This is a genomic window from Agrobacterium sp. 10T429 (genome assembly GCF_056393925.1).
Genome location: NZ_JBFTGV010000010.1, coordinates 12,105 through 36,493, shown reverse-complemented (window position 1 = coordinate 36,493; position 24,389 = coordinate 12,105). Strand labels below are relative to the sequence as shown.

Genomic DNA, 24,389 nt, shown 5'->3' with positions numbered 1-24,389 from the left:
CTTACTTCGCGGGGTTCGGCCCGATGCGCTTGCCATGGCTGACGCGTTCGGCACCGCCGTGGACGTGGGTGACTGCGTAATCGATGCCCATGCCGTAAGCGCCGGAATGCTCCTTCACCAGTGTGGTGACCGCATCGTAGGTTTCCTTGCGAGCCCAGTCGCGCTGCCATTCGAGCAAGACCTGCTGCCAGGTGACGGGTATGACGCCAGCCTGCACCATGCGGTCCATTGCATATTTGTGCGCATCGGAAGAGGTGCCGCCGGAAGCGTCGGCGACCATGTAGATTTCGTACTCCGGAACGTCATGCAAAGCAGAGAGTGCAAAGGTCGTGTTGCAGACTTCGGTCCACAGACCGGAGACGACAATCTTCTTGCGGCCGTTGGCAGCATTCTTTGCCAGCGCATCGCGTACGTTCTGATCATCCCAGGAGTTCATCGAGGTGCGTTCAAGGATGTCATTCTGCGGATAGACGGCCAAAAGTTCGGGGAAGGTGTTGCCGGAGAAGCTCTCGGTCTCAACCGTGGTAATCGTGGTTGGCACGTTGAAAATCTTGGCAGCCTTGGCCAAGCCAACAACGTTGTTCTTCAGGGTCTGGCGGTCGATAGACTGAACGCCGAATGCCATCTGCGGCTGCTGATCGATGAAAATGAGCTGGCTGTTGGCGGGGGTAAGAACTTCAAGCTTGGACATGTCAATTCCTCTTCGGTTGTTTTGGACCGCGAATGCGGCCGGTTATGAAATGAGCAGGACCTTTCGGTCGGATGCCGTGCCCAGGGACACAGCTTCCAAGACCGTCGGGAAGTTGAAACCGATGCTTTCTTTCGCTTGCTGCCTCGGCTGCTGAAAGAAAAGGTAGCGCGAGTTGCGACCCCGTAGAATTGCAATATTAATTGCGAATGAATTGCTTTTATCGCAACAATAATCTCTCGATCCGGCTGAGCTGCGGACTTCGCACGGGGCTGCGATACGCGGCCACTCGTTCCGAAAACTTCTGAAGGAAATTTGATGCGCAGAGTCGGCGTTGAAGACCTCTGCAGCGTCCTTGATTTCGCTGCTCGGTGGGAAGCGATTTGGTTGAATTTGCCCTGCGCGGCACTGCCACTGAACAACCGTTGCGCGGTGTGTGAGCCGCGTAACCCTTGGCAGTCTGCCGTTGAGTATTGACGCGACAAGATGGCGGGTCACGGTTGGCATTGACGCCCCATATCGCGATCACGTCGCCTTATACTTGATCTGAACAACCGTTATTCCAAATTGCAGGTGGGTTCGTGCGACCAAGGAGCCAAGCCTGTCACAGCATACTCCCATTCGGGATAGAGCCACGGGCTCACATCAGCCGTGGGATATCGTCAAAGAAGAACGTGGAGAAGCCCGCCGTTGTGGAGTAACTATCCATGGATATGGATAAAGCTATCAGGACGTGGCGGTACCCTCGTCGTAGGCAGAAAACACGCCCGCAACCCAGTCTGCAAATACCCGATACTTCACGCTCGGAAACCGGCCCGCTGGCCTAACTATGTGAACAGGATAACGTGGTGGCGCCCAATCTTGCAGGATGGGGACCAGTGCGCCGCGAGCGATATGGGCGCGTGCCAAAAATTCAAATGTCTGTCCAATACCCAGCCCCGCTAATATACCATGCAAATGCGCAGTCGCATCACTGGTGGAGAGCTTGATCGGGCTGTAGATTTCTATTTTCTCGTCACCATTCATCAATCGCACTGGTGCGGCCTTCAGGCTGCGCGCGAAAAAGTACTGAACGAAAACATGATCACGCTGCAGATCCGATGGCGAAGCTGGCACGCCGTATTTTTCGAGGTACGCCGGGGTGGCGCAGGTTACTATCTCGACGCTGCATAGTTTCTTCGCAACAAGAGATGCGCTGGGCAGATCTCCGGCACGAATGACGCAATCTATTCCCTCTTCAACGATGTCGGCCTGACGTTCTGTCACACCAAGGTGCAACTCGATCTCTGGATAGAGCGCGTAAAACTCTGGCAACCGAGGGATCAGAATCGTATTGGCGAAGGTCCCTCCTACGTCAACACGAAGTTTTCCCCTCGTGGCAAGGCGCCCGCGGGTCGCCTCGTTGTTCATTTCATCGAAATCGGCGATCAGCCGGAGGGCGCGCTCGTAATAAGCAACGCCCTCGGGTGTCACCGTGAGTGAACGTGTCGTTCGTTCCAGCAATTTGAGGCTCAAGCTGGCCTCAAGATCCTGAACAAGCTTGCTCACGGTGGACCGTGGCGCACCCATCGTGCTGGCAGCCTTTGCAAAGGATCCGGCCTCGACGACGCGAACAAAGGCTCTGATTGCTCCCAATTGATCCATTGGCATTTCTCCATAGAAGCCCGATCAGTTGCCACAGACACCAGTGAGCGGGGGTTGTTAGGCAGTCAGCGGCTCGAGATTTGCCTGGATCTGGTCACGGAACGCTTCATACCGGCTCGGCAACTTAAGCGCCTCGCCCAGATGTGCCGTGTCCTCATCCCGGTCAAACCCCGGCTCGTTCGTGGCAATCTCGAACAACACGCCGCCTGGTGTGCGGAAGTAGATTGCCCAGAAATAATCGCGGTCAATGACGGGCGTAACCTGATAACCGGTGTCCATCAGTGCCTTGCGAACTTCGAGTTGCTTTTCGCGGTTTTCGACGGCAAAGGCGATATGGTGAACCGAACCGGCGCCCTGACGGGCAAACGACGTTTTCGGCAGTGCTGCGACATCAATCGTATCGGCGCCGTTTCCATTGGGAATGATAAAGCGGGTCACGTCACCTTCCTTCTCGGCGCGTTGATACCCCATGAAACCCAGAAGCTCTTCTGTCGCGGCAGTATCGTGCAGGCTGAACCGGGCGCCGGCAAAACCGCGGATAGCTGCATCGCCCGGAACGCCGTCCGCCAGCCACGGCGCGCGGTTGTCATCGGCAGATTCAATCAGCGCCAGACTGTCACCGTCCGGACCCATGAATTGAAGTCTGTTGGCGCCAAAGACGGTGTCAGTTTTCAAGCCATCGACACCGTGCGCGGTAAACCGATCCTGCCAGAATTTCAATGCGCCCTTTGGCACGGAGAACTGGGTTTCCCCGACCTCACCAACACCGGGACGACCCAGCATCATGTTCGGGAACGGGAAGTAGGTCATGACGGTGCCTGCGGAGCCGTTCTCGTCACCATAATAAAGGTGGTAGACGTTTGGGTCATCGAAGTTAACGGTCTGCTTGACGCGACGCAGGCCCAGTGTGTCGGTGAAGAAGCGATTGTTCTGACGCGCATCCGAAGCCATTGAGGTTACGTGATGCAGTCCCTTGATATCCTTGATCATGTCATTGCCTTTCAATGTCGCCGTTAGTGTTTGGCTGTTGACGAATATCTAGGCCGATTGATCACGTCAGAGAATTGCAATATTCATTTCGACTGCGTTGCTCTTTTTGAAACAATCCCAATGAACGATTACAAAGCTCTGCGAACCTTCCTCCTTGCGGCCGAAAAGCGAAATTTCGCCCAGGTTGCCCGCGAACTCGACATGACGCCGGCTGCAGTCACAAGGGCTATTGCGGCACTTGAAGCCGAACTCGGCGTTCAGCTGTTTGTCCGTACGACCCGGCAAGTGTCGCTGACAACAGACGGTGCGATCTTCGCCGCCCAGATTCAGCCGGCGGTGAAGACGCTTGAAGAAGCGCGCCGCGACGTGATGAACGCTCACAAAGCCGACGAAGGGCGTCTCAGGATCAGTGCGCCGACGTGGTTTGGCAAGGCGGTGCTCCCACCGATCCTCTCCGGCTTCAAAGAGCGGTACCCGAAGATGGGCTTCGAGATATCACTGTCCGACGGACTGGTGAATATCGTTGATGATGACTACGATCTGGCGATCCGCATCTCGTCTCAGCCATCGGACAAGTTCACGATATGGAGGAAAATCCGCGTCGTGCCGCGCATTCTGGTTGCGGCACCGGGAAGCCGGTTTGTCGAGATGCAGCATCCGAACGAGCTGACGCCAGACGATTGCCTCGCCTATAGCGGCGAAAGCCGGCGAGAGAACTGGGTGCTCTCGGACGGCGGCACGAGCATGACGATATCGGCAGGGCGCGCCTTCAGCGCCAATAATGGTGAGGTTCTGGCCGACATGGCCGCAGATGGAGCAGGCGTTGCCATGCTGCCGAACTTTCATGTCTCGGAACACCTCAAGAGTGGGCGCCTCGTGCATGTCTTCAAGGGCTGGGCCCCACCCGATCTGTGGTTGACCCTCTACTACCCGCCCTATCAGGCTCTGCCTCCCCGCATTGCATCCTTCTCCAAATTCTTCGAGGAGCAGGTTGCGGCGCAGATGGTCATGCTTGATTGATATCCCGGACTGTCCCGCCACAGCGTCCTTGCTGTGCGGAGATCTCGGCCGCGACCCGCGCCTGTAACTGCCAGAGGTTTCGATCGCGAATGCCCTCTGCCTGAAGATCGACGATCGTGTTGTGCAGATACTGGGCGCAGGAACCGCCCTCTCCGCAGGCGCTGGCGATCAGTTTTGCGGTCGTTTCCACCGGTAGCGGCGCCGTCAGACCCGCGCGCTTTGTGCTCGCCCAGAATGTCAGAGCCTTCTGGATGCCGTCAGGCGTTTTGACCTTTACCCAGCGCACCATGTCGATGACTTCCCGATACCTGATTTCGCGGGCGACGAGAGCTCGAAGGTCGACACGCCGCCGCTCGGACGAGAGTTGCAGGATGACACCGTCGCACTGTCCACCACGCTCAAGCGCCATCATCAGACCTGGCTGTGCGCTCGTTGCCCGCCAGCGCTCGATTTTCAGGGAAAACGAACGATGCCAGCCATGGGCGGTGGCGCGTCGCCTGCCGGCTGGCTTGAACTCAGGATTCCAGATCAGGGAACCGTATGCAAACACCCAGATCGGATCGCTATCGGCTTCACGCTCGATAGCGGCAACCAGAGCGTCAAGTTCTGTTTCAGATAACGGCGTCCAGCCCGGCTCCGGGCCGTCGTCACGGACGTCTCTGATGGTCAGGGCTACAAGCTCGGGCGTCAACTGCATCGTCGTCTCGATCGGTAGTGCGGCAAGGATTGCATCAGTGGCCGTGGCAGGTTCCGCCACGGCCACCTCTTATCGTCAGGATCGAATGAATGCCAGAAGATCGGCGTTCAGCACATCGGCATTCACGGTCAGCATGCCATGCGAGAAGCCGGGATAGGTCTTCAGCGAACCATTCCTCAGCAGCTTGGCGGACTTCAGTGCAGAATCCGCGATTGGAACGATCTGATCGTCTTCGCCGTGGAGAACGAGCGTCGGCACCGTGATTGCCTTCAGATCTTCCGTCTGGTCGGTTTCGGAGAAGGCCTTGATGCCATCATAGTGCGCCTTTGCACCGCCCATCATGCCCTGGCGCCACCAATTCTGGATTACGCCTTCCTGAACCTTGGCGCCATCGCGGTTAAAACCGTAGAACGGGCCGGCCGGGACATCGCGGAAGAATTGCGCCCGATTGGCCGCCAGCGCCGAACGGAAGCCGTCGAACACTTCGATCGGCAGGCCTTCGGGATTGGCTGCGGTCTTCAGCATCAGCGGCGGGACTGCCGATACCAGAACGGCCTTGGCGACACGACCGGCCGGCTGACCAAACTTCGCCACATAGCGTGCCACTTCGCCACCGCCGGTGGAATGGCCGATATGCACGGCATTTTTCAGATCCAGCGCTTCGACGACAGCGAAAGCGTCGGCGGCATAGTGGTCCATATCATGCCCTTCGGAAACCTGGGCAGAGCGTCCGTGGCCACGGCGATCATGGGCAACGACCCGGTAACCGTTGGCGAGGAAGAACAGCATCTGGGCATCCCAGTCGTCAGACGATAACGGCCAGCCGTGATGAAATACGATGGGCTGAGCATCCTTGGAGCCCCAATCCTTGTAGAATATTTCGACACCGTCCTTGGTGGTGATAGTACCCATGGTCTTGTTTCCTTCGATTGATGTGTTGGTGGGGGCAGCGTTTGCTGCGAAGGTGAATACGGGTGAAATGGCCATCGCCGCTGCGGCTGCACCAACTGAAAGCAGTGCGCCACGGCGCGTTATGGAAAAGTCGTTCTGGGTCATTTCACGTCCTGTAAATGTATGGTTTCGTGTTTCAGGCGACGCCGTTGCTCGTCTGATGCGTGGATATTGCTACCAAGTCGCGGGCACAACAATTGAACTAATAATTCATAGTTTGTTGTGAAATTCGAAATAATACGTTCCGGTCGTTATCGGGACAGTGCGGATTGTCCCGATAACGCGGAATCTATCATTTCTGCTTTGCCGAGACGGCCTTTGCGGCTGCATCGATGGTATCAGCGACGACCGTCGGCTGCGTCATGAACAGGGCGTGGCTTGCTGAGACCTTGGTGATCTTGGCTTTGATGCGTTCGGCCATATGGATCAGCATTGCCTGGTCGAATGCCTTGTCCTCAGTAGCGATCACAGCCCAGCTGGGCTTGGTACGCCAGGCAGCATGTTCGAGCTTCGTGCCGAACGCCGACATGTTGATCGGGACCTGAGCGTCCCTCATGAACGCAACATCGGCATCGCTAACGTCATGAGCAAAACCAGCCTTGAACTTTGCCGGGCTGACATATCCAAAACCATCCTTCGTGGTTTCGATGACGAATTCCGATGCGGGAGCAAACCCCTGATATTGCTGGGCTGTCGTTTCGCCGGCATCTGGTGAGAGCGCAGAGACATAGACGAGGCCAGCAACCTTTTCATCAACGCCCGCTTCTGTAATGACGGTGCCGCCCCAGGAATGTCCGACCAGAATGACCGGACCATTCTGCCGCTCGAGAGCACGCTTTGTGGCGGCAACGTCGTCTGCCAGAGAGGTCAGGGGATTCTGGACGATGGTCACGCGGTAACCACGCTTTGTGAGATTGTCGTAGACACCCTTCCAGCCAGAGCCGTCAGCAAAAGCGCCATGGACGAGCACGACGTTTTTTACGGACTGGTTCTGGGAAATGGTGTCGGCAGCGTTTGCCGGCAGTGCGGCAGACAATGCGGCGGCGGCAATTGCAGAAAGGGCGGTTGCGGACTTGCGTGTCATGGCTTCTTCCTTTTTGTTTTGCGATAACTGTTATCGCGATATACATAAGCTGACAGATGCCGATCCTTCCGTCAAGATAATTATTATCGCGATATTTATTTTTGCCGTATGATTGGCTATATGTATGTGTGAAGGAGCCTAGAATGACCATACGTCACAACAATCCACCGCCCTTGCACGACCAGCTGTGCTACGCAATTTATACTGCCGGCATTGCCATCCAGCGCGCTTACAAGCCCCTTCTGGATGAGCTGGGGCTGACGTACCCGCAATATCTCGTGCTAAACGTGCTTTGGAGCGGAGATGAGCAAACCGTTGGCGCCATTGCAAACGCCCTCGCATTGGAATCGAGCACACTGACGCCGCTCTTGAAGCGCCTTGAGACAGCCGGCTTGTTGCGCAGGACCAGAAACCTCAGCAATGAGCGGCAGGTGGTGATCGCGTTGACCGAGGAAGGCCGCGCATTGCAGCACAGGGCGGGCTGCCTCAGCGACACCTTGCTTGCAGCTTCAATGCAAACTCCAAAGGAGCTGGCCGATCTGAACCACGACGTCCGCCATCTCCGCGACGCGATCTATTCACAGATCGGCGGGTGGGACGCGCCCGCCTGATCTGCAGGCGCATCTCGGAACCTACGCTGTCGGCACCGTCCCCCCATCAATTGTGTATTCGGTACCAGTAATCGAAGCCGCGCGGTCGGAAGCGAGGAAGGCGATCAGGTTTGCGACCTCTTCCGGTTTTGCCGGGCGGCCGAGCGGAATGCCGCCCAGTCCATCCATGATGATCTTCTTGCCACCCTCAAGGTCAGTTCCGGCCTGCTTCGCCAGGCGCTCTGCAAGGTGGACGGAGGCTTCCGTTTCGATCCAGCCCGGCGAAACCCGAACGACGCGCACGCCTTTGGGCGACACTTCCTTCGACATCGCCTTACTATAGGTCGAAAGTGCCGCTTTTGCTGCGGCATAGGCTGTTGTCGATTCCGGAAGTGGCAGGACTCTCTGGATGGATGTCACATGCACGACGACGCCGCTTTCCCGGGCGACCATATCCGGGACCAGTTGCCGATCCAGTCGGACAGCCGGATAAAGGTTAAGCGACATTTCCTTGTGCCAGTCATCCTCCGACAGGGCAGAAAAGCCGCCCCCCGATGCTGAGGAGCCACCCAGCATATGGACGATGACATCGACGCCGCCAAGGCGCCGCCGCGTGGCCTCTGCGACGATTTCACATCCCTCTTCGGTGCTCAGGTCCGCATCGACGAACAATTCTTCCGGCATGTTTTCCGGACGGGCACGCGCTGTCGTCAGCACCTTTGCGCCGAGTTCGCGAAACAGGCTGACGGTCGCAGCGCCAGCACCCTTGGTTCCAGCCGTAATGAGTGCGCGTTTGCCTTTCAGATTGAGAAAGTCGATCATGACCGGATCTCCAGCCTGACGATCCTGTCGTCCTTGATCGTGAAGGCATGGATTAGCATCACCGGACTACCGGGAAACTTGCCACTCACCCTCGCCCGCACGAGTGCCTTGTCACCGTCAACCGTGGTTTCCACAGGTTCGGCAACGTATTGAGCCGACCTCTTGGCGGCCACCCACCATTGACGGATGGCGGCAGTGCCCTGATAGCGGGCATTCTCGTCCTCGACCACCGCATCGACATCAAGCGTTTGCAACAGCCCGTCGGCATCGTTGCGGGTGTCGGCGTCAAAATACATATTCACAACTTGGGGCATATCCATCTTATTTCTCCTTGTGAGGTGCCCCTAAGTTAGTGCTCTACCATTGCATGGATAAGTGGGATAAACATGCACGCGATGTTGAACAGATCGGGATAATGAAACAGTTAAACCTTAGGGAACTCGAAGCAGTCATCGCGATCGCCAGGCGCGGGACGTTTCGCGCAGCGGCTATCGATCTCGGTATGTCCACAACTGCGCTCAGCCACACCATCGGCAGGCTTGAGGCGGGGCTCGGCGTACGATTGTTCAATCGCACTACGCGCAGCGTCTCGCTGACAGATGCCGGCAGGCTCTTTGTACAGCAGGTTGCGCCTTCACTTCAGGACCTTCATGCCGCTCTGGAAACGGTGCGCTCTCAACGCGAGACACCGTCTGGAACGATACGCATCAATGCGGCACCGTTTGCAGCACGCGCCATCATCTCACCGCTCGTGCTTGAGTTCCTGCGTCGCTATCCCGAGATGAATGTCGATCTGGTCACGGAAGGAAAAATGGTTGATATCGTCAATGACGGTTTTGATCTGGGCGTAAGGGTGGCAGGTCTCGTTCCCAGCGACATGATTGCCGTTTCGCTCGGCCGGCCACAGCGACACGCTGTTGTCGGTTCTCCGGACTATTTCGCACAACATCCCAAACCCGTGGTTCCTCCCGATCTTCTCAATCACAGATGCATTCGCGTTCGCTTGCCGGACGGCTCACTGTTTCGATGGCGGTTTGAAAAAGACGACGAGCCGGTGCAAATCGATGTGCGAGGCCCGATCACACTCGATGAAGCGGGCCTTGTGAGGACTTCGGTGCTGGAAGGTACCGGCCTGGGCTATACCATGGAAGAGGAAGTGCTTTCCGAGATCAGGGCCGGGCGCCTTGTCCGGGTTCTGGAGGACTGGACACCACCGTATCCGGGGCTCTGCCTGTATTATCCCGGGCGCCGAAATCTGTCGGCTGGAGTGAAAGCGTTTCTTGATCTGGCCCGCGAGCTTTCGCGACGAGCGGCTGACTGACCCGCTGACCCCGCATTTGTAGTGGCGGCCCTTTGGGGAGCCGCCACACATGTCTTGGGATAGGGAAACAATCAAGCCTTGATGAAAGCCAACAGGTCTGGATTGATCACGTCGGCATGCGTGGTCAGCATCCCGTGCGGGAAGCCCTTGTAGATCTTCATCGTGCTGTTCTTGATCAGCTTGGCCTGAAGCTCTACGGCGGCCTTGTAGGGAACGACTTGGTCGTCATCACCCTGGGTCACCAGCGTGGGAACGGTAATCGCCTTCAAGTCTTCGGTCTGATCTGTCTCCGAAAACGCCTTGATACCTTCATAGTGCGCCACGGCGCTGCCCATCATCCCCTGGCGCCACCAATTGTCGATCACACCCTGCGAAACTTTCGCATCCGGCCGGTTGAAACCATAAAATGGGCCCGACGCAACATCGAGGAAGAACTGCGCGCGATTGGCTGCCAGGGCGCTACGGAACCCATCGAAGACTTCCATCGGCGTGCCATCAGGATTGGCTGCGGTTTTCAGCATCAGCGGCGGAACGGCGCTGACGAGGATAGCCTTTGCCACGCGGCCCTGTGGCTGACCATGCCGTGCGACGTACCGAGCGACTTCGCCGCCGCCTGTGGAGTGGCCGATATGAACGGCATTGCGCAGGTCAAGATATTCGGCGACGGCGGAGGCATCGGCAGCGTAATGATCCATGTCGTGACCATTGCTCACCTGGCTGGAGCGTCCATGGCCGCGGCGGTCGTGGGCCACGACACGATATCCCTTGCTGAGGAAGAACAGCATCTGGGCATCCCAGTCGTCTGACGACAGCGGCCAGCCATGGTGGAAGACGATCGGCTGTGCATCCTTCGGACCCCAGTCCTTGAAGAAGATCTCTACGCCGTCTTTGGTGGTGACGAAATTCGTGGTCATCGATGCAATTCCTTCTGGGTTACGGGAAATTTTCTTTTCGGAAGCCATCGCCGGCATGGCCAAGGCAAGAGAAACCGTGGTGCCGGCCAACAGGACCTGCCGACGGGACAGTGAAAGTTCGTTGATCATGGGCCTCTCCGAAATTTCGCGCGCTCATTCGGCGCCGCGGGTGCTTTCGAACAGGAACCAGGCACGGCGCTCTGCCTCATCCACCCAGTTTTCGATCAGGCTGGCGGTTGCGATGTCGCCATGGTCTTCACAAAGATTGTGTGTCGCCTTCATCAGCGAGACGAGTGTGAGGTTATCGTCGCGAAGCTCGGCCAGCATATCCGCCGGGGTCACGAAATCGGCGTCGTTGTCGAGAAGCCGCTGCAACCTGGAAATATGGCTGATCGAACGAAGTGTGGTGCCGCCGATCTTGCGAGCTCGCTCGGCAATGTCGTCCGTCATGGCGAAGATCTGCTCGCCCTGCTCGTCCAGCATCAGGTGGTAATCACGGAAATGCGGACCGCTCATATGCCAGTGAAAATTCTTCGTCTTGAGATAAAGCGCGAAGACATCGGCCAGCAGCGCCGTCAACGCGCCGGAAATATCGGCGGTTGCGTTCGTGCCAAGGGCAGTCGGTGTTGCAAGAGGCGACTTGCGATGTTTTTCAGCGAGGGTGCGGTTCATGGTAATCTCCATTGGGTTTGGGTTTGGGTTTGGGTTTCAGGGATTCAGGGCTTCAGAGCCGTGCAACGATCAGCGGATCGTCGATATCGACAGGAAGAGGCAGGAGGGCTTGCTCGGAAAGGCCCAACTGGCTAGCGATCACATTGCGTGAATAACCGGCCGCCGCTGCTCGGTAACCGATATCTTGTGGCGCGCTGTGACTGAAGAAAATCAGGATATGCAGTGTGCCACTGCCGGCGTTTTCGATGTGATGCGGGTAAGCCGGCGGCACGAAATAGGCGTCGCCCGGATGGATCGAATAGGTGTCAGCGCTTCCATCGGGATCAAGGACTGTCATCTGACCGGTCCCTTCGAGCACATAGCCCATTTCGGCGGTCTCGGGGTGCCAGTGCGGTTCGCGCAGGCCAATCTCGCTGATGCGGACAGAAAACATCGAAAGACCATTTAGAACAGACCAAGCCGGAGCCTGCGCGGTCCTTGCAGAGCCCGCCGGCGACGATACGTGCGGCGCTGACTCCTCGACACGGAATTTGAGCCTGTTTGGATGAAGCGCCTGCTTTTCAACGGCTGGCTGGGCCTGCAGGTCGAATATCTCTGTGTTTGCGTTCAGCCTGCCAAAACTCGGCGGCGTTTGCGGTTGCCACTCGAATGTGCTCAGCAGCACGGCGTCGGACATCACGTCGAAGGCGCCAGACAGGCCGAAATCTTCCGGATCCTCGTTCGAAAAGGCAAGGATGAACTCCGCCTCCGTCTCACCGGTATTTTCAATTGCGTGAACCGTGCCTGACGGAACGAAGAACATTTCGCCAATGCCGATAAGAAAGACGTCGCGGCTGCCATGATTGCCGACGACAGTCACCAGTGCCTGGCCGCGGACACAGTAGCCCAGTTCATTGGCATTCGCATGCCAGTGAGGCTCCCTGATCGCGTGTGCCGTGAGCACCAGCCTGCGTATTGAAAGGCCTTTGAGGATTGGCAGTTGATTGCGACCAAGGCACATGATCGATCCCGCCGGGCTTTCGAAGGCTGCAGGCCGGTCCTTGAGAGAAAGAACATGTTTTGAAATCTGCATCTTCAACTCCTGCCCACATCGTTTGTTTGACGAGATGGTTGTAGGCGAGGATCTGGTTGTGCGGTATCCAATGCTTGGTTAGTCGGACTGACACCTAAGTATAGTGGCTCGCCTGCCGAACCGAGGCTACAAATTCAGGCCCTCCACTGAAGAGATGCTGGATGCCAATGCACCCTGAATGTTCAAGCGCGCCCTTTCACACGGATGTCGCGATCCATCTGAGGCCATCTCAGTCCTGGAATGGCCTTTCTTTTTTGCGCGGTTATGAGATTGAGTTTGCATAGGAATATTGGAATTGCCAATTGCGTTTCGGCAGCAGGGATGGCTTGATAATGCGGTCGATCTCAACGTGGGAAATCTCCTTGCATTCGCTGGTCCTGGTAAACCCGGAAAGACGGCTGCCGGCGCGCTTTGAACTTGGCGTGCTCGTCTGCGCATTTTTGCTCGCAGCGCTGATCTTCTATCTCGATACCTATACCGACATTCACAGCGCGCTTGCCACGCTCTATGTCATCACCTTGCTTCTGTCGGCAGAAACCCTGACAGAAAAAGGGACGATGCTGGTGACCGGTATCTGTATCAGTCTGGCGGCAGTCTCGTATCTTGCAGCTCATGGGCTGCAAACCGACCTCGCCGCAACCCTACGCCTGGCGGTCGCGGTTGCTGCAATGTTGATCACCTGCGCCTTGATCATCCGCAATCAGCGCGCGCGCCTCAATCTTGTGAAATTCAATGCCGCCCTGCAGAGCAGCGAAGAGCGCTACCGTACGATTTTCGAGCAAAGCCGCGTTGCACTTTGGGAGCGCGACTATTCGCAGGTCCGCGCAATGCTGATGGCGTTGAAAGCAAATGGTGTCAAAGACCTTGGTGCTCACGCTCGGGAGAACCCGGATTTTCTGGAGCGATGCATTGTCAGCGTCCCTACCGTTGCCGCCAACGCGGCGGCACTTGAATTGCTGGGCCATGTGGGCAACAGCAATCCCGGCTCCATGCGCCGCTATATTGCCCAGGACGACGCCACCTTTCTCGATCTCATCGCGGCAATTTTCAACAACGAGACGCATTTCGAAGGCAAGGGCAGCATCCTCACCAGCGATGGCACCAGCAAATTTGTGCTGCTGACCGTTGGCTTTCCTGAAGATCCTGCCAATTTCAACCGTGTCATTGTCGGTATGTTCGACATTACGGAGCGGGAACTCGCCCAGAAAGCACTGTTCGAGGCCCAGGCGGAATTGGCATTGGCGTCGCGCGCGGCAACCGTCGGCGCGTTATCTGCCTCGCTCGCGCACGAACTCAATCAGCCGCTCGGCGCCTTGGTGGTCAACGCCCAGACCCTGCAGCGCTGGCTGGATCGCGACCCGCCGGATCTGGCAGCCGTTTCCCGCTCAGCTGAGCGCATCGCTCGTGACAGCCAGCGTGCCAGCGACATCATTCAGAGCGCACGATCAATGCTTGGTAACCGCCCGCCCGATATCGAGCCGGTTTCGCTGGCCGATCTCGTCACGGAGACACGCGCGCTGATGGAGAGCGAGCTTGTCAGAAACGGGGTCATTGTTGAAATAGCTGAAGCAAGCGATGTGCCCACCGTCAACGCTGTGCGGATAGAGCTGCAGCAAGTCTTGATCAACCTGATCACCAATTCGCTTCACGCCATGGCCGAAACCCCGGAAGCGATGCGGCGGATATCGGTAACGATCGAGCCTGGGGATGATCAAAGCGTGATCATCAAGGTTCTCGACACAGGTCCCGGGCTCAGTCCGGACGTTCTCAAAAACCTGTTCAAACCATTCTGCACGACCAAACCAACCGGGCTTGGCATGGGCCTTGCCATCTGCCGCAGCATGCTCGAAGCCCGCGGCGGCACGCTGTCTGCCGGCAATCACACCGATGGTGGCGCATTGTTCGAAATGATCGTCCCGATGGAGGCAACCCATGAATGATGCGAGAAAGTCCGCCAAACCGCCGAACGGCGATACGCCGGTTGTCTACGTCGTCGATGACGATACTGCGATACGCGAGGCTTTGGTCGATCTGTTCCTGTCAATTCGAACAGAAGCAAAATCCTTTGAAAGCGCCCAGGACCTGCTCGAAAATGCCGATCTGGACCGACCTGGCTGCATTCTTCTCGACGTTCGCCTGCCCGGTGCGAACGGCCTTGATTTTCAGCTCCACCTGGAAAAACTGGGCAACCGAATGCCTATCATCTTCATGACGGGTCACGGTGATATACCAATGACAGTCCGTGCCATGAAAGCAGGCGCCATCGACTTCCTGACCAAACCTTTTCGGGACCAGGACATCCTCGACGCCGTCTCGGTCGCTTTTCAGAAAGATCGGGAAATGCGCCAGCAATCTGCTGCAAATGGCGCCGTCGTGGAGCTGGCCAAGACATTGACCCGCCGCGAGCATGAGGTCATGACGGCTGTCGTGCAAGGCCTGATGAACAAGCAGATTGCGTTCAACCTCGGGATCAGCGAGATCACGGTCAAGCTGCATCGCGGCAATGTCATGCGCAAAATGGAGGCGCGCTCCGTGGCCGAACTGGTGCGCAAGGCGGAACTGCTGGGCCTTTGAGGCCAAAACCTAGACCCTTGTATGGTGCAATGTTGTGTCTCGATGGCGCATATAGAAGCCAGTTGATTTTAAGAGGCAAGGCCCAATCAAATTGTCCAGAACACCTGTCATAGCCATCGTTGACGACGATCGGTCGATCCGCGAAGCCCTTGACGATCTCGTTTTGTCCTGCGGTTACGAGAGCCGGCTGTTTTCGTCTGCGGAAGACTTTCTGGCCTGCGGTGATCGCGTCGCGATCGACTGCATGCTGGTCGACGTTAAAATGCCAGGCTTGAGCGGCATCCAGATGCAGGACGTGTTAAACTCGCGTGGTGATCAAAAGCCGCCGATGATTTTCATGACATCCTATTGCGACGAGCGAACGAGAGCAGCGGCAATGGATGGCGGTGCATTCGCATTCCTTGGGAAACCAGTCGATTTCAACCAGCTTATACTGTGTCTTGAAGAAGCACTGAAGCACTGAAATTTCCAACACGTTCAGGAGTGGAACCATGTCTGATCAATGCTCGCACCTGCCGACGATCCGATCGGTCAAGCCCATGACGCTTGGCTGCGAGGAATGTCTCGAAACTGGCCAGATATGGCTTCATTTGAGGCTCTGCCGCGAATGTGGTCATGTCGGCTGCTGCGATCAGTCCCCCGGCCGCCACGCGACCGCGCATTTCCACACCACCCGCCACCCCATCATCGAGGGCTATGACCCGCCGGAAGGCTGGGGCTGGTGTTATGTGGACGAAACCATGGTGGACCTGCCTGATCAGACACCGCAACGCGGGCCGATACCGCGATATTACTGAACTTCGCCGAAAGATCGGCGGTGACCTGCGGACGACATTTCCAGCTGGAGGTAACAGATGGCAGATCTCAGCGCGCGCCTGGACCAGATGTTTCCGGTGCTCACCCCCCATCAGGTCGAGACGGCCAAGCGTTTTGCCAGCGGCGAGCCAAAAGATTTCGCCCGTGGTGACTTCGTCTACAAGGTAGGAGACCACGCAGCGCCCGCCTGGCTGGTGCTGAAGGGATCGATGGACGTGTTTCGCCACGAAGGTCTTTCCGGCGAGGCGCCGATCACGACGCATGGAGCAGGCCAGTTGTCTGGCGAAGTCAACCAGCTGTCGGGTCGACCGACACTTGCCGGGGCCCGCGCCGGGTCCGAGGGCTGCACGGCCATTCCCTTTGATGCCGCCCATTTGCGGGCCTTGGTGATCGGATCGGCCGATGTCGGCGAAATCATCATGCGCGCCTTCATCCTGCGCCGCGTCGGTCTGATCGATGCAGGCGCAGGTTCTGTTTTGATTGGAACCGCTGGCAATGCCGCGCTCTCGCGCCTGCAAGGATTTCTAGCCCGCAATGCCTTTCCCCACATCGTGCTTGATGCTGCCATGGAGGGTGAAGGTAAGGCGCTGATCGAACGTCTGGGTATTCTCGCCTCCGACCTTCCGCTAATGGTCTGCCCCAACGGCACCGTGCTCAAGAAACCGACCGATGCGGAGGCCGCAGCATGTCTCGGCATGACGCCGGACCTCAAGCCCGGAAAGCTCTATGACGTCGCTGTTGTCGGCGCTGGACCGGCGGGCCTTGCCACCGCCGTCTATGCCGCTTCGGAAGGGCTCGACGTCCTTGTCATCGACGAACACTCGATTGGGGGGCAGGCCGGCGCTTCGTCTCGGATCGAAAACTATCTCGGCTTCCCGACGGGCATATCCGGACAGGCGCTGGCGGGACGTGCCTACAATCAGGCACTCAAGTTCGGGGCGGAAATGGTTCTTCCCGTCGCTGTCAAAAATCTGATCCCTCCGAAAGATGACGCAGGTGTGCTGGCGCTCGAACTCGACGGTGGAAAATCGGTGACGGCCCGCAGTGTCGTCATCGCATCCGGCGCTCGCTACAGGCGGCCGGACATCACCAACATCGACGGTTTCGAGGGCAACGGCGTTTCCTATTGGGCCTCGCCGATCGAGGCAAAACTTTGCGCCGGCGAAGAGATCGTCCTGGTTGGCGGCGGCAATTCGGCAGGCCAGGCCATCGTTTTTCTGGCGCCTCAGGTCAAGACACTTCATCTGGTCGTGCGGCGCGCACTCGAAGATACGATGTCGCAATATCTGATCGACCGTATCAAGGCCCTGCCGAATGTCCAACTGCACATGCATTGCGAAGTGGACGCGATCAATGGCGATAACGCCACTGGCATCTCCTCCGCAAGACTGCGCAACCGCCTGGATGGAAGCGTGAACACCTTGCCGCTTCATCATCTCTTCCTTTTTATCGGCGCGGATCCGAACGCTGGCTGGATCAGCAGCCGGGTGCAAACCGACGACAAGGGCTTCATCGTCACTGGGCAATCCTTCGATGAGCATTGTCGTTTTTCCCGAAAGCCATTGCCTCTCGAAACCAGCCTGCCGAATGTCTTTGCCATCGGGGATGTCCGTGCCGGATCGACCAAGCGGGTCGCGGCAGCAGTTGGGGAAGGTGCCGCCGTCGTCTCGCAAATCCACGCCGCACTAAGCCTGATGAAGCCCCCAAACTGAAGCATCCGACCTTTCTCAAAATCAAAAACCCGCTGGCAGAAGCCAGCGGGTTAAAAATATCGTTCTTGAGTACCGTGACAGACAGCCGGTCGATACTCAGATAGCCGACGCACCGAGTTGCCGGCCATAAGCAACGATTTCCCGGCCAACCGCGATGCGATCATCCTCGAACCGCTGCAGGGCATTGGGAAGGTCAACCTCGGACTCCAGGCAGTTGCTCAACGCCATGACATCGCCCGCTGCTTTCGACACGCCCATCGCGGTGTGCGGACGCGCGACAAAGGCGGCGTCGCCGATGAGGACGACCGAACGGCCCGTCATGCGGGGCGACTCGTAGTCGAAAATGCCCTGGATAGAGGGGCTTGGCTCCGCCTCGACCGCCTGGGCGAATTGCGGCGGAAGCATCTGCAGCGCATCGACGCGCAACGCCTCCAGACGGTCGCTCGACAAGCCACCACGCGGCAGCGAAAATGCATGCGTTCGCCCATCCAGATCGGTGAACGTGTGGGCAAGTTCGCTTGCTGGCACTTTGCGATACCAGACCCAGTTATATCGGCGATTGCCGATGTCCATTTCGCCCTTTGAGCCCGGGACAAGATAACCGAGCGCATGTACGCCCGGCCTGACATGAAAGGCAAACCGGTCGAGAAGCAGATTAGCTGCCGTTGGAAGCCTCGTTTCCGGTATCAATCCACGCCATGCGACATAGCCGGAATAGCGGTTTTGAGTGTCTCCGGGATTGACCGCTGCGCGCACCACCGAACCAAGGCCATCGGCACCGATAACCAGATCGGCATTCACCCGCGTGCCGTCACCAAAAATCAGCTCCGCGCCACTCTCGCCATCCAGCACTTTGACGACATCCCGACCCAACACATAGCTTCCTGAAGCGATGCGGGAAGCGACAGTTTCGAATAGGTAATCCCAGGAGATCTGGGTCTGGGGCGCCTTAACGGTCTGGGCGATACGTCCGTCCTGATCGAGATAGATGCGTTCCTTAGCCACCACGCCGATACGGGCGACATGCTCGCAGCCAATCAGCCGGAGAATGTGCAGCAGGTCCCTCTGACCGACGAGGCCCGCTCCCCGACCTGCAAGACCGCTCTTCGATCGCTCGTAGATGCGGACATCGTGGCCAGCCTGTTGTAACATGATGCCAGCGAAGAGGCCGGCAAGCGAACCGCCGACGATTCCTATACGTAGCTTTTCCATCGTTCCGCCCTCAGTTTCCGACAACCGTCAGCGAATGCCGGCGATGATGAAATATTTTCACCGCGAAGGCTGCGAGGCCAAACGCAGCGCCGAGAAGGCTGACGACGAGCCAGCCGCCCTGCCCCCAGGCCAGTGTCGCCATCGCCGAACCTGTGGCACCACCCAGAAACATGCCAGTCATGAAGACCGTGTTGAGACGGCTACGCGCATCGGCATCCAGGGCATAAATGATGTGCTGGTTAGAAATCAGCGCGCTCTGTATGCCGAAATCAAGTACGATGACGCCTACAACCAAGGAAGCGATCGATGCCCAGAGGCCGAAGATAAGCCAGGCGGCGACCGTCAATCCGGCGCCCATCCAGACCACGAAATGCGGTCCCCGTCTGTCGGCAACAACTCCTGCCAGAGGCGCTGCAAATATGCCGACCGCACCGACGATCCCAAACAGACCCGCGACATCCGCACCGAGCTGAAATTCTGGCCCCGCCAGATAGAGAGCGAGGATGGTCCAGAAGGCCGTGAACGACGCGAACAGAAACGCCTGGATGATCGTCGCGGCCCTCAAGGCCGGGTGGCGTTTCCATAGCTGGCCGAGCGACCGGAGCGCCTGATGATATCGCAAAGTCGAGGTTGGCCGATGATGCGGCAGGACCGCAAACATGAGGCCCGCGGCGAGCAGGGCGAGCGGTACGCCGATCCAGAACATTTCCCGCCAGCCGGCGTGTTCGCCCACGAAGCCCGACAGGGTACGGCTGAACAATATGCCCGACAATACGCCTGCCATGACGGTGCCGATTGTGGCGCCGCGCTTTTCCGGCGCGGCCAGCGATGCCGCAAAGGGCACGATTTGCTGGGCGACTGTCGAGCATGCTCCAACCATGACCGATGCTGCAACCAGCATCCAGGCCGTCGGCGCCAGTGCAGCCAGCGCGAGCGCGGCGGCAAGCACCACGAATTGCCCGATGATCATCCGGCGGCGATTAACGAGGTCGCCGAGCGGCAGTAAAAGAAATAACCCCAGTGCGTAACCGAGTTGCGTTGCGGTGGGCACCATGCCGGTAACTGGCTGCCGACTGAAATCCGCCTCGATAAGCCCGAGCATCGGCTGATTGTAGTAGATGTTTGCGACGGCAATACCGCCCGCGACGGCCATGGCCAGAAGCGCCACTTGTCCGATCGCATCATTGTGGGTGGCGCTTGCCGCCCCGGCTTGCATCTGTCCTGTCTTTTCCATGATACTGTTCCACCGCCAATCTTGATCTGGGCAAAATATGCTCAATCTCGTTGGCCGCACATTCGATAGACGTCTACCTGGACCTATACATCGGTCTAGGTTCGTACTGATGCGTTCGATGCTAGATTTATTCAAACACGCTGAAGGGAGACTGTGATGAGCGAGAAGCGGCCGGAAGGGATAGAGCATTACAAAGCGCCAGCAGGTGGCTGGGGCGCACTAAAAGCCGTCGCCAAAACCCTTGCTCACCAGCAGATCATCGCCGAGGGCGCGGCGACATTGTTAAAGGCAAACCAGCCCGAAGGCTTCGATTGTCCCGGCTGCGCCTGGCCCGATCCGAAGCACACAAGTTCGTTTGAGTTTTGCGAGAACGGAGCAAAAGCGATCACCTGGGAATCGACGGCCAAGCGCGTTGGCCCCGATTTCTTTACCGCTCATTCGGTGACTGATCTCTGGCAATGGAGCGACCACAAGCTTGAAGATCAGGGGCGCCTGACGCATCCGCTGATCTATGATCATGCCAGTGACCGCTACGTGCCGATCGAATGGGATGCCGCATTCGCGCGTATTGCCTCGGAGTTGAACGCCCTTCCCAGCCCTCATATGGCCGAGTTCTACACGTCCGGTCGTGCCTCCAACGAAGCGGCGTTTCTCTTTCAGCTCTTCGTTCGCGCCTATGGCACCAACAATTTCCCCGACTGTTCCAACATGTGCCACGAAGCCACCAGCGTCGGTCTGCCCCTGTCGATCGGTGTCGGCAAGGGCACTGTAACGCTGGAGGATTTCGATCATGCCGACGCGATCTTTTCGTTCGGGCACAATCCCGGCACCAACCATCCGCGCATGATGACGACATTACATGAGGCCTCCCGCAGGGGTGTGCCGATCGTCGTCTTCAATCCACTCAAGGAGCGGGCGCTGGAGCGGTTTGCAGCCCCGCAGGATCCGATCGAAATGGCGACGATGTCATCCACGCCGATCGCGTCTGCCTATCATCAGGTTCGTACCGGCGGCGATCTTGCCGCACTCAAGGGTATGATGAAGCGCATCTTCGAGCGGGACGCGGCCGATATCGAAGCTGGCGGACCCGGCGTCATCGACCGCGATTTCATCGCGGCGCATACGATTGGCCTCGAAGCCCTCCAAGCCGATATCGACCAGACGCAATGGCCGGAAATTATCGAGAAATCCGGCCTGTCACTGGAAGCGCTCGATAGCGCCGTGGATGTCTACCTCAAGGCGAAAAACGTCATTCTCTGTTATGGCATGGGCATCACACAGCATGCCCACGGCACGGCCAATGTGCAGCAACTCGCCAATTTCCTGATGCTGCGCGGCAATATAGGCCGGCCGGGCGCCGGTATCTGTCCCCTGCGCGGCCATTCCAACGTTCAGGGCGACCGGACCGTCGGCATCACTGAAATTCCCAATGAGGCTCTTCTTGCTGGCATGGAAAAAGCCTTCGGTTTCCGCCCGTCTGGTGAAAAGGGCCATAACGCCGTAGAGGCAATCGAGGCCATCATTGAGGGCAGGTCGAAAGCGTTGGTGTGCCTTGGTGGCAATCTTGCTGTCGCCATGTCCGATCCTGAAGCGACGTTCGCGGGCATGCGGAAACTCGATCTGGCCGTTCATCTTGCGACAAAGCTCAATCGCTCGCATCTGCTGCTGGCAAAGACATCGATCCTCCTGCCGGTTCTGGGCCGAACGGATCTGGATATTCAGGCGACAGGGCGCCAATCCGTCACGGTAGAGGATTCCATGTCGATGGTGCACGCGTCGCGCGGTTTCCTCAAACCGCCAAGCGATGAGTTGCGCTCGGAACCCTGGATCATTGCCGGCATGGCCAAGGCGACGCTTGGTAACCGACACGACATCGACTGGGACGGCATGGCCGGCGACTATGAGCAGATCCGCGACAAGATCGAAATCGTATTTCCCGATTTTCATGATTTCAATACGCGCGTGAAAACGCCCGGAGGCTTCCGGCTCACGGTCGCAGCTTCTGATCGTGTGTGGAATACGCCGTCCGGCAAGGCCGAATTTCTCGTCGCACCGGGCCTTGATGAGGACACACGCTTGCACGACCCCGAAGCCCTTGTGCTGACCACCTTGCGCAGTCATGACCAGTACAACACCACCATATACAGCCTCGACGACCGCTACCGTGGTGTCTACGGCCGCCGCGACGTCATCTTCATGAACCAGCGGGACCTTGAAACGCGGGGACTAAGAGACGGAGACCTCATCGATGTCGAAGCAATTTGCGGGAGTGGCGCCAAAACCGCTACCGGATTTACCGCCGTTGCCTACAATATTCCGCCCGGCTCGGTAGCAGGTTATTACCCCGAAATGAACCAGGTCATTGCGCTCGCAGACTACGACAGGAAATCCGGCACCCCAGCATATAAGGGCGTTCCAGTGAGGATACGCCGATCCACGTAACCGAGCTTTATTTTACTAACAATCCGGGCCAGCTTCCCAGAAACAGAAGTCTTCGTTGCAGCAAGCGACAAGATGTCGGCGGCGAAGGACGGAAAATTAGGTAGCCCATACGACGTGTTCCTTGTGTTGAGCGCATTATTAATGATAAGCGTCAGCAATACTCTCAATCCATGATGATATCCAACATCATGGAGACGGCGCCGTCGAAAGGGTTCGGACATGCGGATCACCAAGGAAAAGAAGCAGGAAAATCATGAACGGATTGTTGCGATTGCATCCGGGATGTTTCGCGAACGAGGGTTCGATGGCGTTGGCGTGGCTGACCTGATGGAGGGTGCGGGCCTGACCCATGGTGGATTTTACAACCACTTCGTCTCGAAGGAGGCGCTCATAGCAGAAGCCTCCGCCAAAGGGCTTTCCGAAACGTTGGCACGCTATGCCGGGTATGATTTGGGCGAGATGATCGACGCCTACATCTCGCGCACGCATCGTGATGCGCGTGGCCAAGGCTGCACGGCCGCCGCACTGAGCGGGGAAGCAGCGCGGCTGCCAAACGAAACCAGAGCTGTTTTCGGCGAAGGCATCGAGCGCCTTGTTGACGCACTGGAGAGCAATCTTGCGGCGAACCAGCCCGCCGGCTCAAATGCCCGCACGCAAGCCATCAGCATTATGGCGCAAGCTGTCGGGGCCATCGTGCTATCGCGGGCCTGCCCGGACGCATCGGCCCTGGCGGACGAAATTCTTGATATTTGCCGCGCCGATTGCCGGGCCTCTGTCGAAAATGGCGGGCGGGAGCAATAGGGCCGCAGCCATGCGGCCCCATCTCCTGCAAAATACGAACTCAGTCTGCGACCTTCACAACCACCTTGCCCCTGGCGCGCCCGGTCTCTACATGGGCCAAGGCCTCCGCCGTCTGAGCAAAGGGAAATACCTTGTCCACGACCGGACGGATCACGCCAGCGTCGATCAGCTTGGCGATCTGGGCAAGTTGTTGCCCTTCCGCGCGCATAAACAGGAAGGAATACAAGACGCCCCGGCTTTTCGCCTTCTTCAGCACGCCCCGGCTCAGCATCCGTACCACCAAGCGCAGGAACATGTTCAGCCCCAGAGATCTGGCAAAGGGAACATCCGGCGGCCCCGAGATCGATATCAACCGACCACCCGGTTTCAGAACATTCAGCGACTTGGCCAGCGTCTTGGCATCCTGACTGTTCAGCACCAGATCATAACCGGATAGCACCTGTTCGAAATCCTGCGTCCTGTAGTCGATCACCACATCGGCGCCGAGGCTTTTGACCAGGTCAATATTCGCGGCACTGGTCGTGGTGGCCACCGTGGCGCCGAGATGCTTGGCAAGCTGGATGGCAAAGGTCCCAACCCCTCCGGAACCAGCCTGAATGAACACTTTCTGGCCGGGCTTGACCTTGCCGACCTCCACCAGCGCCTGCCAGGCGGTCAGTCCAACCAGCGGTATGGATGCAGCCTGCTCCATCGAAAGGCTCGCGGGCTTCAGCGCGACATCGGCGGCGTCAATTGCGATGAACTCTGCAAAGGTACCGGCCCGGTGATCCCTCGGACGGGCGTAAACCTCGTCCCCAGCCTTGAATTGCCGCACATTCGCGCCCACGCTTACAACCGTTCCGGCTAGATCGTGACCCAGAATAAAGGGCGGGCGATAGGGCAGGAACAGCTTGAACTCGCCGTCCCTCACCTTGGAATCCAGAAGGTTGATCGCCGTGGCCTGAATGCGAACCAGAACATCATTCGCGCCCATCCGGGGCTCGGGCATGTCTGCCAGACGCAAGGCGCCCTTCTTTTTGTATTTGTCGACAACGAAGGCTTTCACGGACGTTCTCCAGTGTAAAAATATTATCGGCTCAGATGGCTAGAAAAGCCAAGGCTTTCAGCGCGAACTGAGCATGTTGTTGGAAGGC

At 57.9% G+C, this 24,389-nt stretch carries 24 protein-coding genes; 10 read left to right on the top strand and 14 right to left on the bottom strand.

Annotation, left to right across the window (positions count from 1 at the left end):
* Window position 1 precedes the first annotated feature (1 nt).
* The 3 genes from AC1DCP_RS20365 to AC1DCP_RS20355 all read right to left on the bottom strand — a co-directional run bounded on the left by AC1DCP_RS20365 (window position 2) and on the right by AC1DCP_RS20355 (window position 3,322).
* Complete coding sequence (locus tag AC1DCP_RS20365) at window positions 2–691, bottom strand: hydrolase (RefSeq protein ID WP_013762171.1); 690 nt, start codon at window positions 689–691, stop codon at window positions 2–4.
* A gap of 723 nt (window positions 692–1,414) precedes the next feature.
* Window positions 1,415–2,332 carry a LysR family transcriptional regulator gene (locus AC1DCP_RS20360; RefSeq protein ID WP_013762169.1) on the bottom strand — a complete coding sequence of 306 codons (918 nt, stop codon included), beginning with the start codon at window positions 2,330–2,332 and terminating at the stop codon, window positions 1,415–1,417.
* A gap of 57 nt (window positions 2,333–2,389) precedes the next feature.
* Window positions 2,390–3,322, bottom strand: a complete 933-nt coding sequence (locus tag AC1DCP_RS20355) for a VOC family protein (protein ID WP_065663399.1) — start codon at window positions 3,320–3,322, stop codon at window positions 2,390–2,392.
* Window positions 3,323–3,442: 120 nt separating this feature from the next.
* Here AC1DCP_RS20355 and AC1DCP_RS20350 point away from each other — a divergent pair, with 120 nt between their 5' ends.
* Window positions 3,443–4,342: a LysR family transcriptional regulator gene (locus AC1DCP_RS20350; RefSeq protein WP_476774587.1), complete on the top strand. Its 900-nt coding sequence runs from the start codon at window positions 3,443–3,445 to the stop codon at window positions 4,340–4,342.
* On the opposite strand, the gene AC1DCP_RS20345 is transcribed toward AC1DCP_RS20350, so the two are convergent.
* The 3 genes from AC1DCP_RS20345 to AC1DCP_RS20335 all read right to left on the bottom strand — a co-directional run bounded on the left by AC1DCP_RS20345 (window position 4,329) and on the right by AC1DCP_RS20335 (window position 7,074).
* Window positions 4,329–5,039, bottom strand: coding sequence for a gamma-glutamylcyclotransferase (locus tag AC1DCP_RS20345; RefSeq protein ID WP_173739259.1), 711 nt, complete (start codon window positions 5,037–5,039; stop codon window positions 4,329–4,331). The two genes, AC1DCP_RS20350 and AC1DCP_RS20345, sit on opposite strands and share 14 nt — an antisense overlap.
* Before the next feature lie 75 nt (window positions 5,040–5,114).
* The gene (locus AC1DCP_RS20340; RefSeq protein ID WP_162705606.1) at window positions 5,115–6,095 is read right to left on the bottom strand and encodes an alpha/beta fold hydrolase; all 981 of its coding nucleotides are present in this window, start codon (window positions 6,093–6,095) and stop codon (window positions 5,115–5,117) included.
* 187 nt (window positions 6,096–6,282) lie between these two features.
* A complete protein-coding gene (locus AC1DCP_RS20335) occupies window positions 6,283–7,074 on the bottom strand; it encodes an alpha/beta fold hydrolase (protein WP_065658417.1) in 792 nt (263 codons plus the stop codon).
* A gap of 143 nt (window positions 7,075–7,217) precedes the next feature.
* Here AC1DCP_RS20335 and AC1DCP_RS20330 point away from each other — a divergent pair, with 143 nt between their 5' ends.
* Window positions 7,218–7,685, top strand: coding sequence for a MarR family winged helix-turn-helix transcriptional regulator (locus tag AC1DCP_RS20330; protein WP_003519242.1), 468 nt, complete (start codon window positions 7,218–7,220; stop codon window positions 7,683–7,685).
* Window positions 7,686–7,706: 21 nt separating this feature from the next.
* On the opposite strand, the gene AC1DCP_RS20325 is transcribed toward AC1DCP_RS20330, so the two are convergent.
* Window positions 7,707–8,486 carry an SDR family oxidoreductase gene (locus AC1DCP_RS20325; protein ID WP_065658416.1) on the bottom strand — a complete coding sequence of 260 codons (780 nt, stop codon included), beginning with the start codon at window positions 8,484–8,486 and terminating at the stop codon, window positions 7,707–7,709.
* Window positions 8,483–8,806, bottom strand: a complete 324-nt coding sequence (locus AC1DCP_RS20320; protein WP_065658415.1) for a nuclear transport factor 2 family protein — start codon at window positions 8,804–8,806, stop codon at window positions 8,483–8,485. Before AC1DCP_RS20320 ends, AC1DCP_RS20325 begins: the two co-directional genes overlap by 4 nt.
* Window positions 8,807–8,853: 47 nt before the next feature.
* Here AC1DCP_RS20320 and AC1DCP_RS20315 point away from each other — a divergent pair, with 47 nt between their 5' ends.
* The gene (locus AC1DCP_RS20315) at window positions 8,854–9,807 is read left to right on the top strand and encodes a LysR family transcriptional regulator (protein WP_476774586.1); all 954 of its coding nucleotides are present in this window, start codon (window positions 8,854–8,856) and stop codon (window positions 9,805–9,807) included.
* A 71-nt stretch (window positions 9,808–9,878) separates the two neighbouring features.
* Here the strand turns inward: AC1DCP_RS20315 and AC1DCP_RS20310 are convergent, their stop codons facing one another.
* From AC1DCP_RS20310 to AC1DCP_RS20300, 3 genes are read right to left on the bottom strand one after another with little or no spacing between them, the layout of a single operon-like run.
* Window positions 9,879–10,850, bottom strand: a complete 972-nt coding sequence (locus tag AC1DCP_RS20310) for an alpha/beta fold hydrolase (RefSeq protein ID WP_025595168.1) — start codon at window positions 10,848–10,850, stop codon at window positions 9,879–9,881.
* Between the two features lie 24 nt (window positions 10,851–10,874).
* Window positions 10,875–11,393: a Dps family protein gene (locus AC1DCP_RS20305; RefSeq protein WP_003519251.1), complete on the bottom strand. Its 519-nt coding sequence runs from the start codon at window positions 11,391–11,393 to the stop codon at window positions 10,875–10,877.
* 52 nt (window positions 11,394–11,445) lie between these two features.
* A complete protein-coding gene (locus AC1DCP_RS20300; protein WP_038494755.1) occupies window positions 11,446–12,465 on the bottom strand; it encodes a cupin domain-containing protein in 1,020 nt (339 codons plus the stop codon).
* A gap of 362 nt (window positions 12,466–12,827) precedes the next feature.
* Here AC1DCP_RS20300 and AC1DCP_RS20295 point away from each other — a divergent pair, with 362 nt between their 5' ends.
* The 5 genes from AC1DCP_RS20295 (at window position 12,828) to AC1DCP_RS20275 (ending at window position 17,567) form a co-directional block, all read left to right on the top strand.
* On the top strand, window positions 12,828–14,405 hold the full coding sequence (locus AC1DCP_RS20295; protein ID WP_112524142.1) for an ATP-binding protein: 1,578 nt from the start codon (window positions 12,828–12,830) through the stop codon (window positions 14,403–14,405).
* Entirely contained in the window at window positions 14,398–15,039 is a 642-nt protein-coding gene (locus tag AC1DCP_RS20290; RefSeq protein WP_013762159.1) for a response regulator transcription factor, read from the top strand. Before AC1DCP_RS20295 ends, AC1DCP_RS20290 begins: the two co-directional genes overlap by 8 nt.
* A 91-nt stretch (window positions 15,040–15,130) precedes the next feature.
* Window positions 15,131–15,502: a response regulator transcription factor gene (locus AC1DCP_RS20285; protein WP_065663393.1), complete on the top strand. Its 372-nt coding sequence runs from the start codon at window positions 15,131–15,133 to the stop codon at window positions 15,500–15,502.
* Between the two features lie 28 nt (window positions 15,503–15,530).
* Complete coding sequence (locus AC1DCP_RS20280) at window positions 15,531–15,836, top strand: UBP-type zinc finger domain-containing protein (RefSeq protein WP_003519260.1); 306 nt, start codon at window positions 15,531–15,533, stop codon at window positions 15,834–15,836.
* A 57-nt stretch (window positions 15,837–15,893) separates the two neighbouring features.
* The gene (locus tag AC1DCP_RS20275; RefSeq protein ID WP_476774585.1) at window positions 15,894–17,567 is read left to right on the top strand and encodes an FAD-dependent oxidoreductase; all 1,674 of its coding nucleotides are present in this window, start codon (window positions 15,894–15,896) and stop codon (window positions 17,565–17,567) included.
* 96 nt (window positions 17,568–17,663) lie between these two features.
* On the opposite strand, the gene AC1DCP_RS20270 is transcribed toward AC1DCP_RS20275, so the two are convergent.
* Together AC1DCP_RS20270 and AC1DCP_RS20265 are read right to left on the bottom strand one after the other, a co-directional pair.
* Window positions 17,664–18,779 (bottom strand): FAD binding domain-containing protein, encoded by a 1,116-nt coding sequence (locus AC1DCP_RS20270; RefSeq protein ID WP_111804901.1) that lies wholly within the window; start codon window positions 18,777–18,779, stop codon window positions 17,664–17,666.
* Between the two features lie 10 nt (window positions 18,780–18,789).
* Window positions 18,790–20,013, bottom strand: coding sequence for an MFS transporter (locus tag AC1DCP_RS20265; RefSeq protein WP_320187732.1), 1,224 nt, complete (start codon window positions 20,011–20,013; stop codon window positions 18,790–18,792).
* Between the two features lie 156 nt (window positions 20,014–20,169).
* Between AC1DCP_RS20265 and AC1DCP_RS20260 the strand changes: the two genes are divergently transcribed.
* Together AC1DCP_RS20260 and AC1DCP_RS20255 are read left to right on the top strand one after the other, a co-directional pair.
* Window positions 20,170–22,455 (top strand): FdhF/YdeP family oxidoreductase, encoded by a 2,286-nt coding sequence (locus tag AC1DCP_RS20260; RefSeq protein WP_174043368.1) that lies wholly within the window; start codon window positions 20,170–20,172, stop codon window positions 22,453–22,455.
* Window positions 22,456–22,674: 219 nt separating this feature from the next.
* Complete coding sequence (locus AC1DCP_RS20255) at window positions 22,675–23,256, top strand: TetR/AcrR family transcriptional regulator (protein ID WP_112496235.1); 582 nt, start codon at window positions 22,675–22,677, stop codon at window positions 23,254–23,256.
* 40 nt (window positions 23,257–23,296) lie between these two features.
* On the opposite strand, the gene AC1DCP_RS20250 is transcribed toward AC1DCP_RS20255, so the two are convergent.
* Complete coding sequence (locus tag AC1DCP_RS20250) at window positions 23,297–24,301, bottom strand: NADP-dependent oxidoreductase (protein WP_013762153.1); 1,005 nt, start codon at window positions 24,299–24,301, stop codon at window positions 23,297–23,299.
* Between the last annotated feature and the right edge of the window lie 88 nt (window positions 24,302–24,389).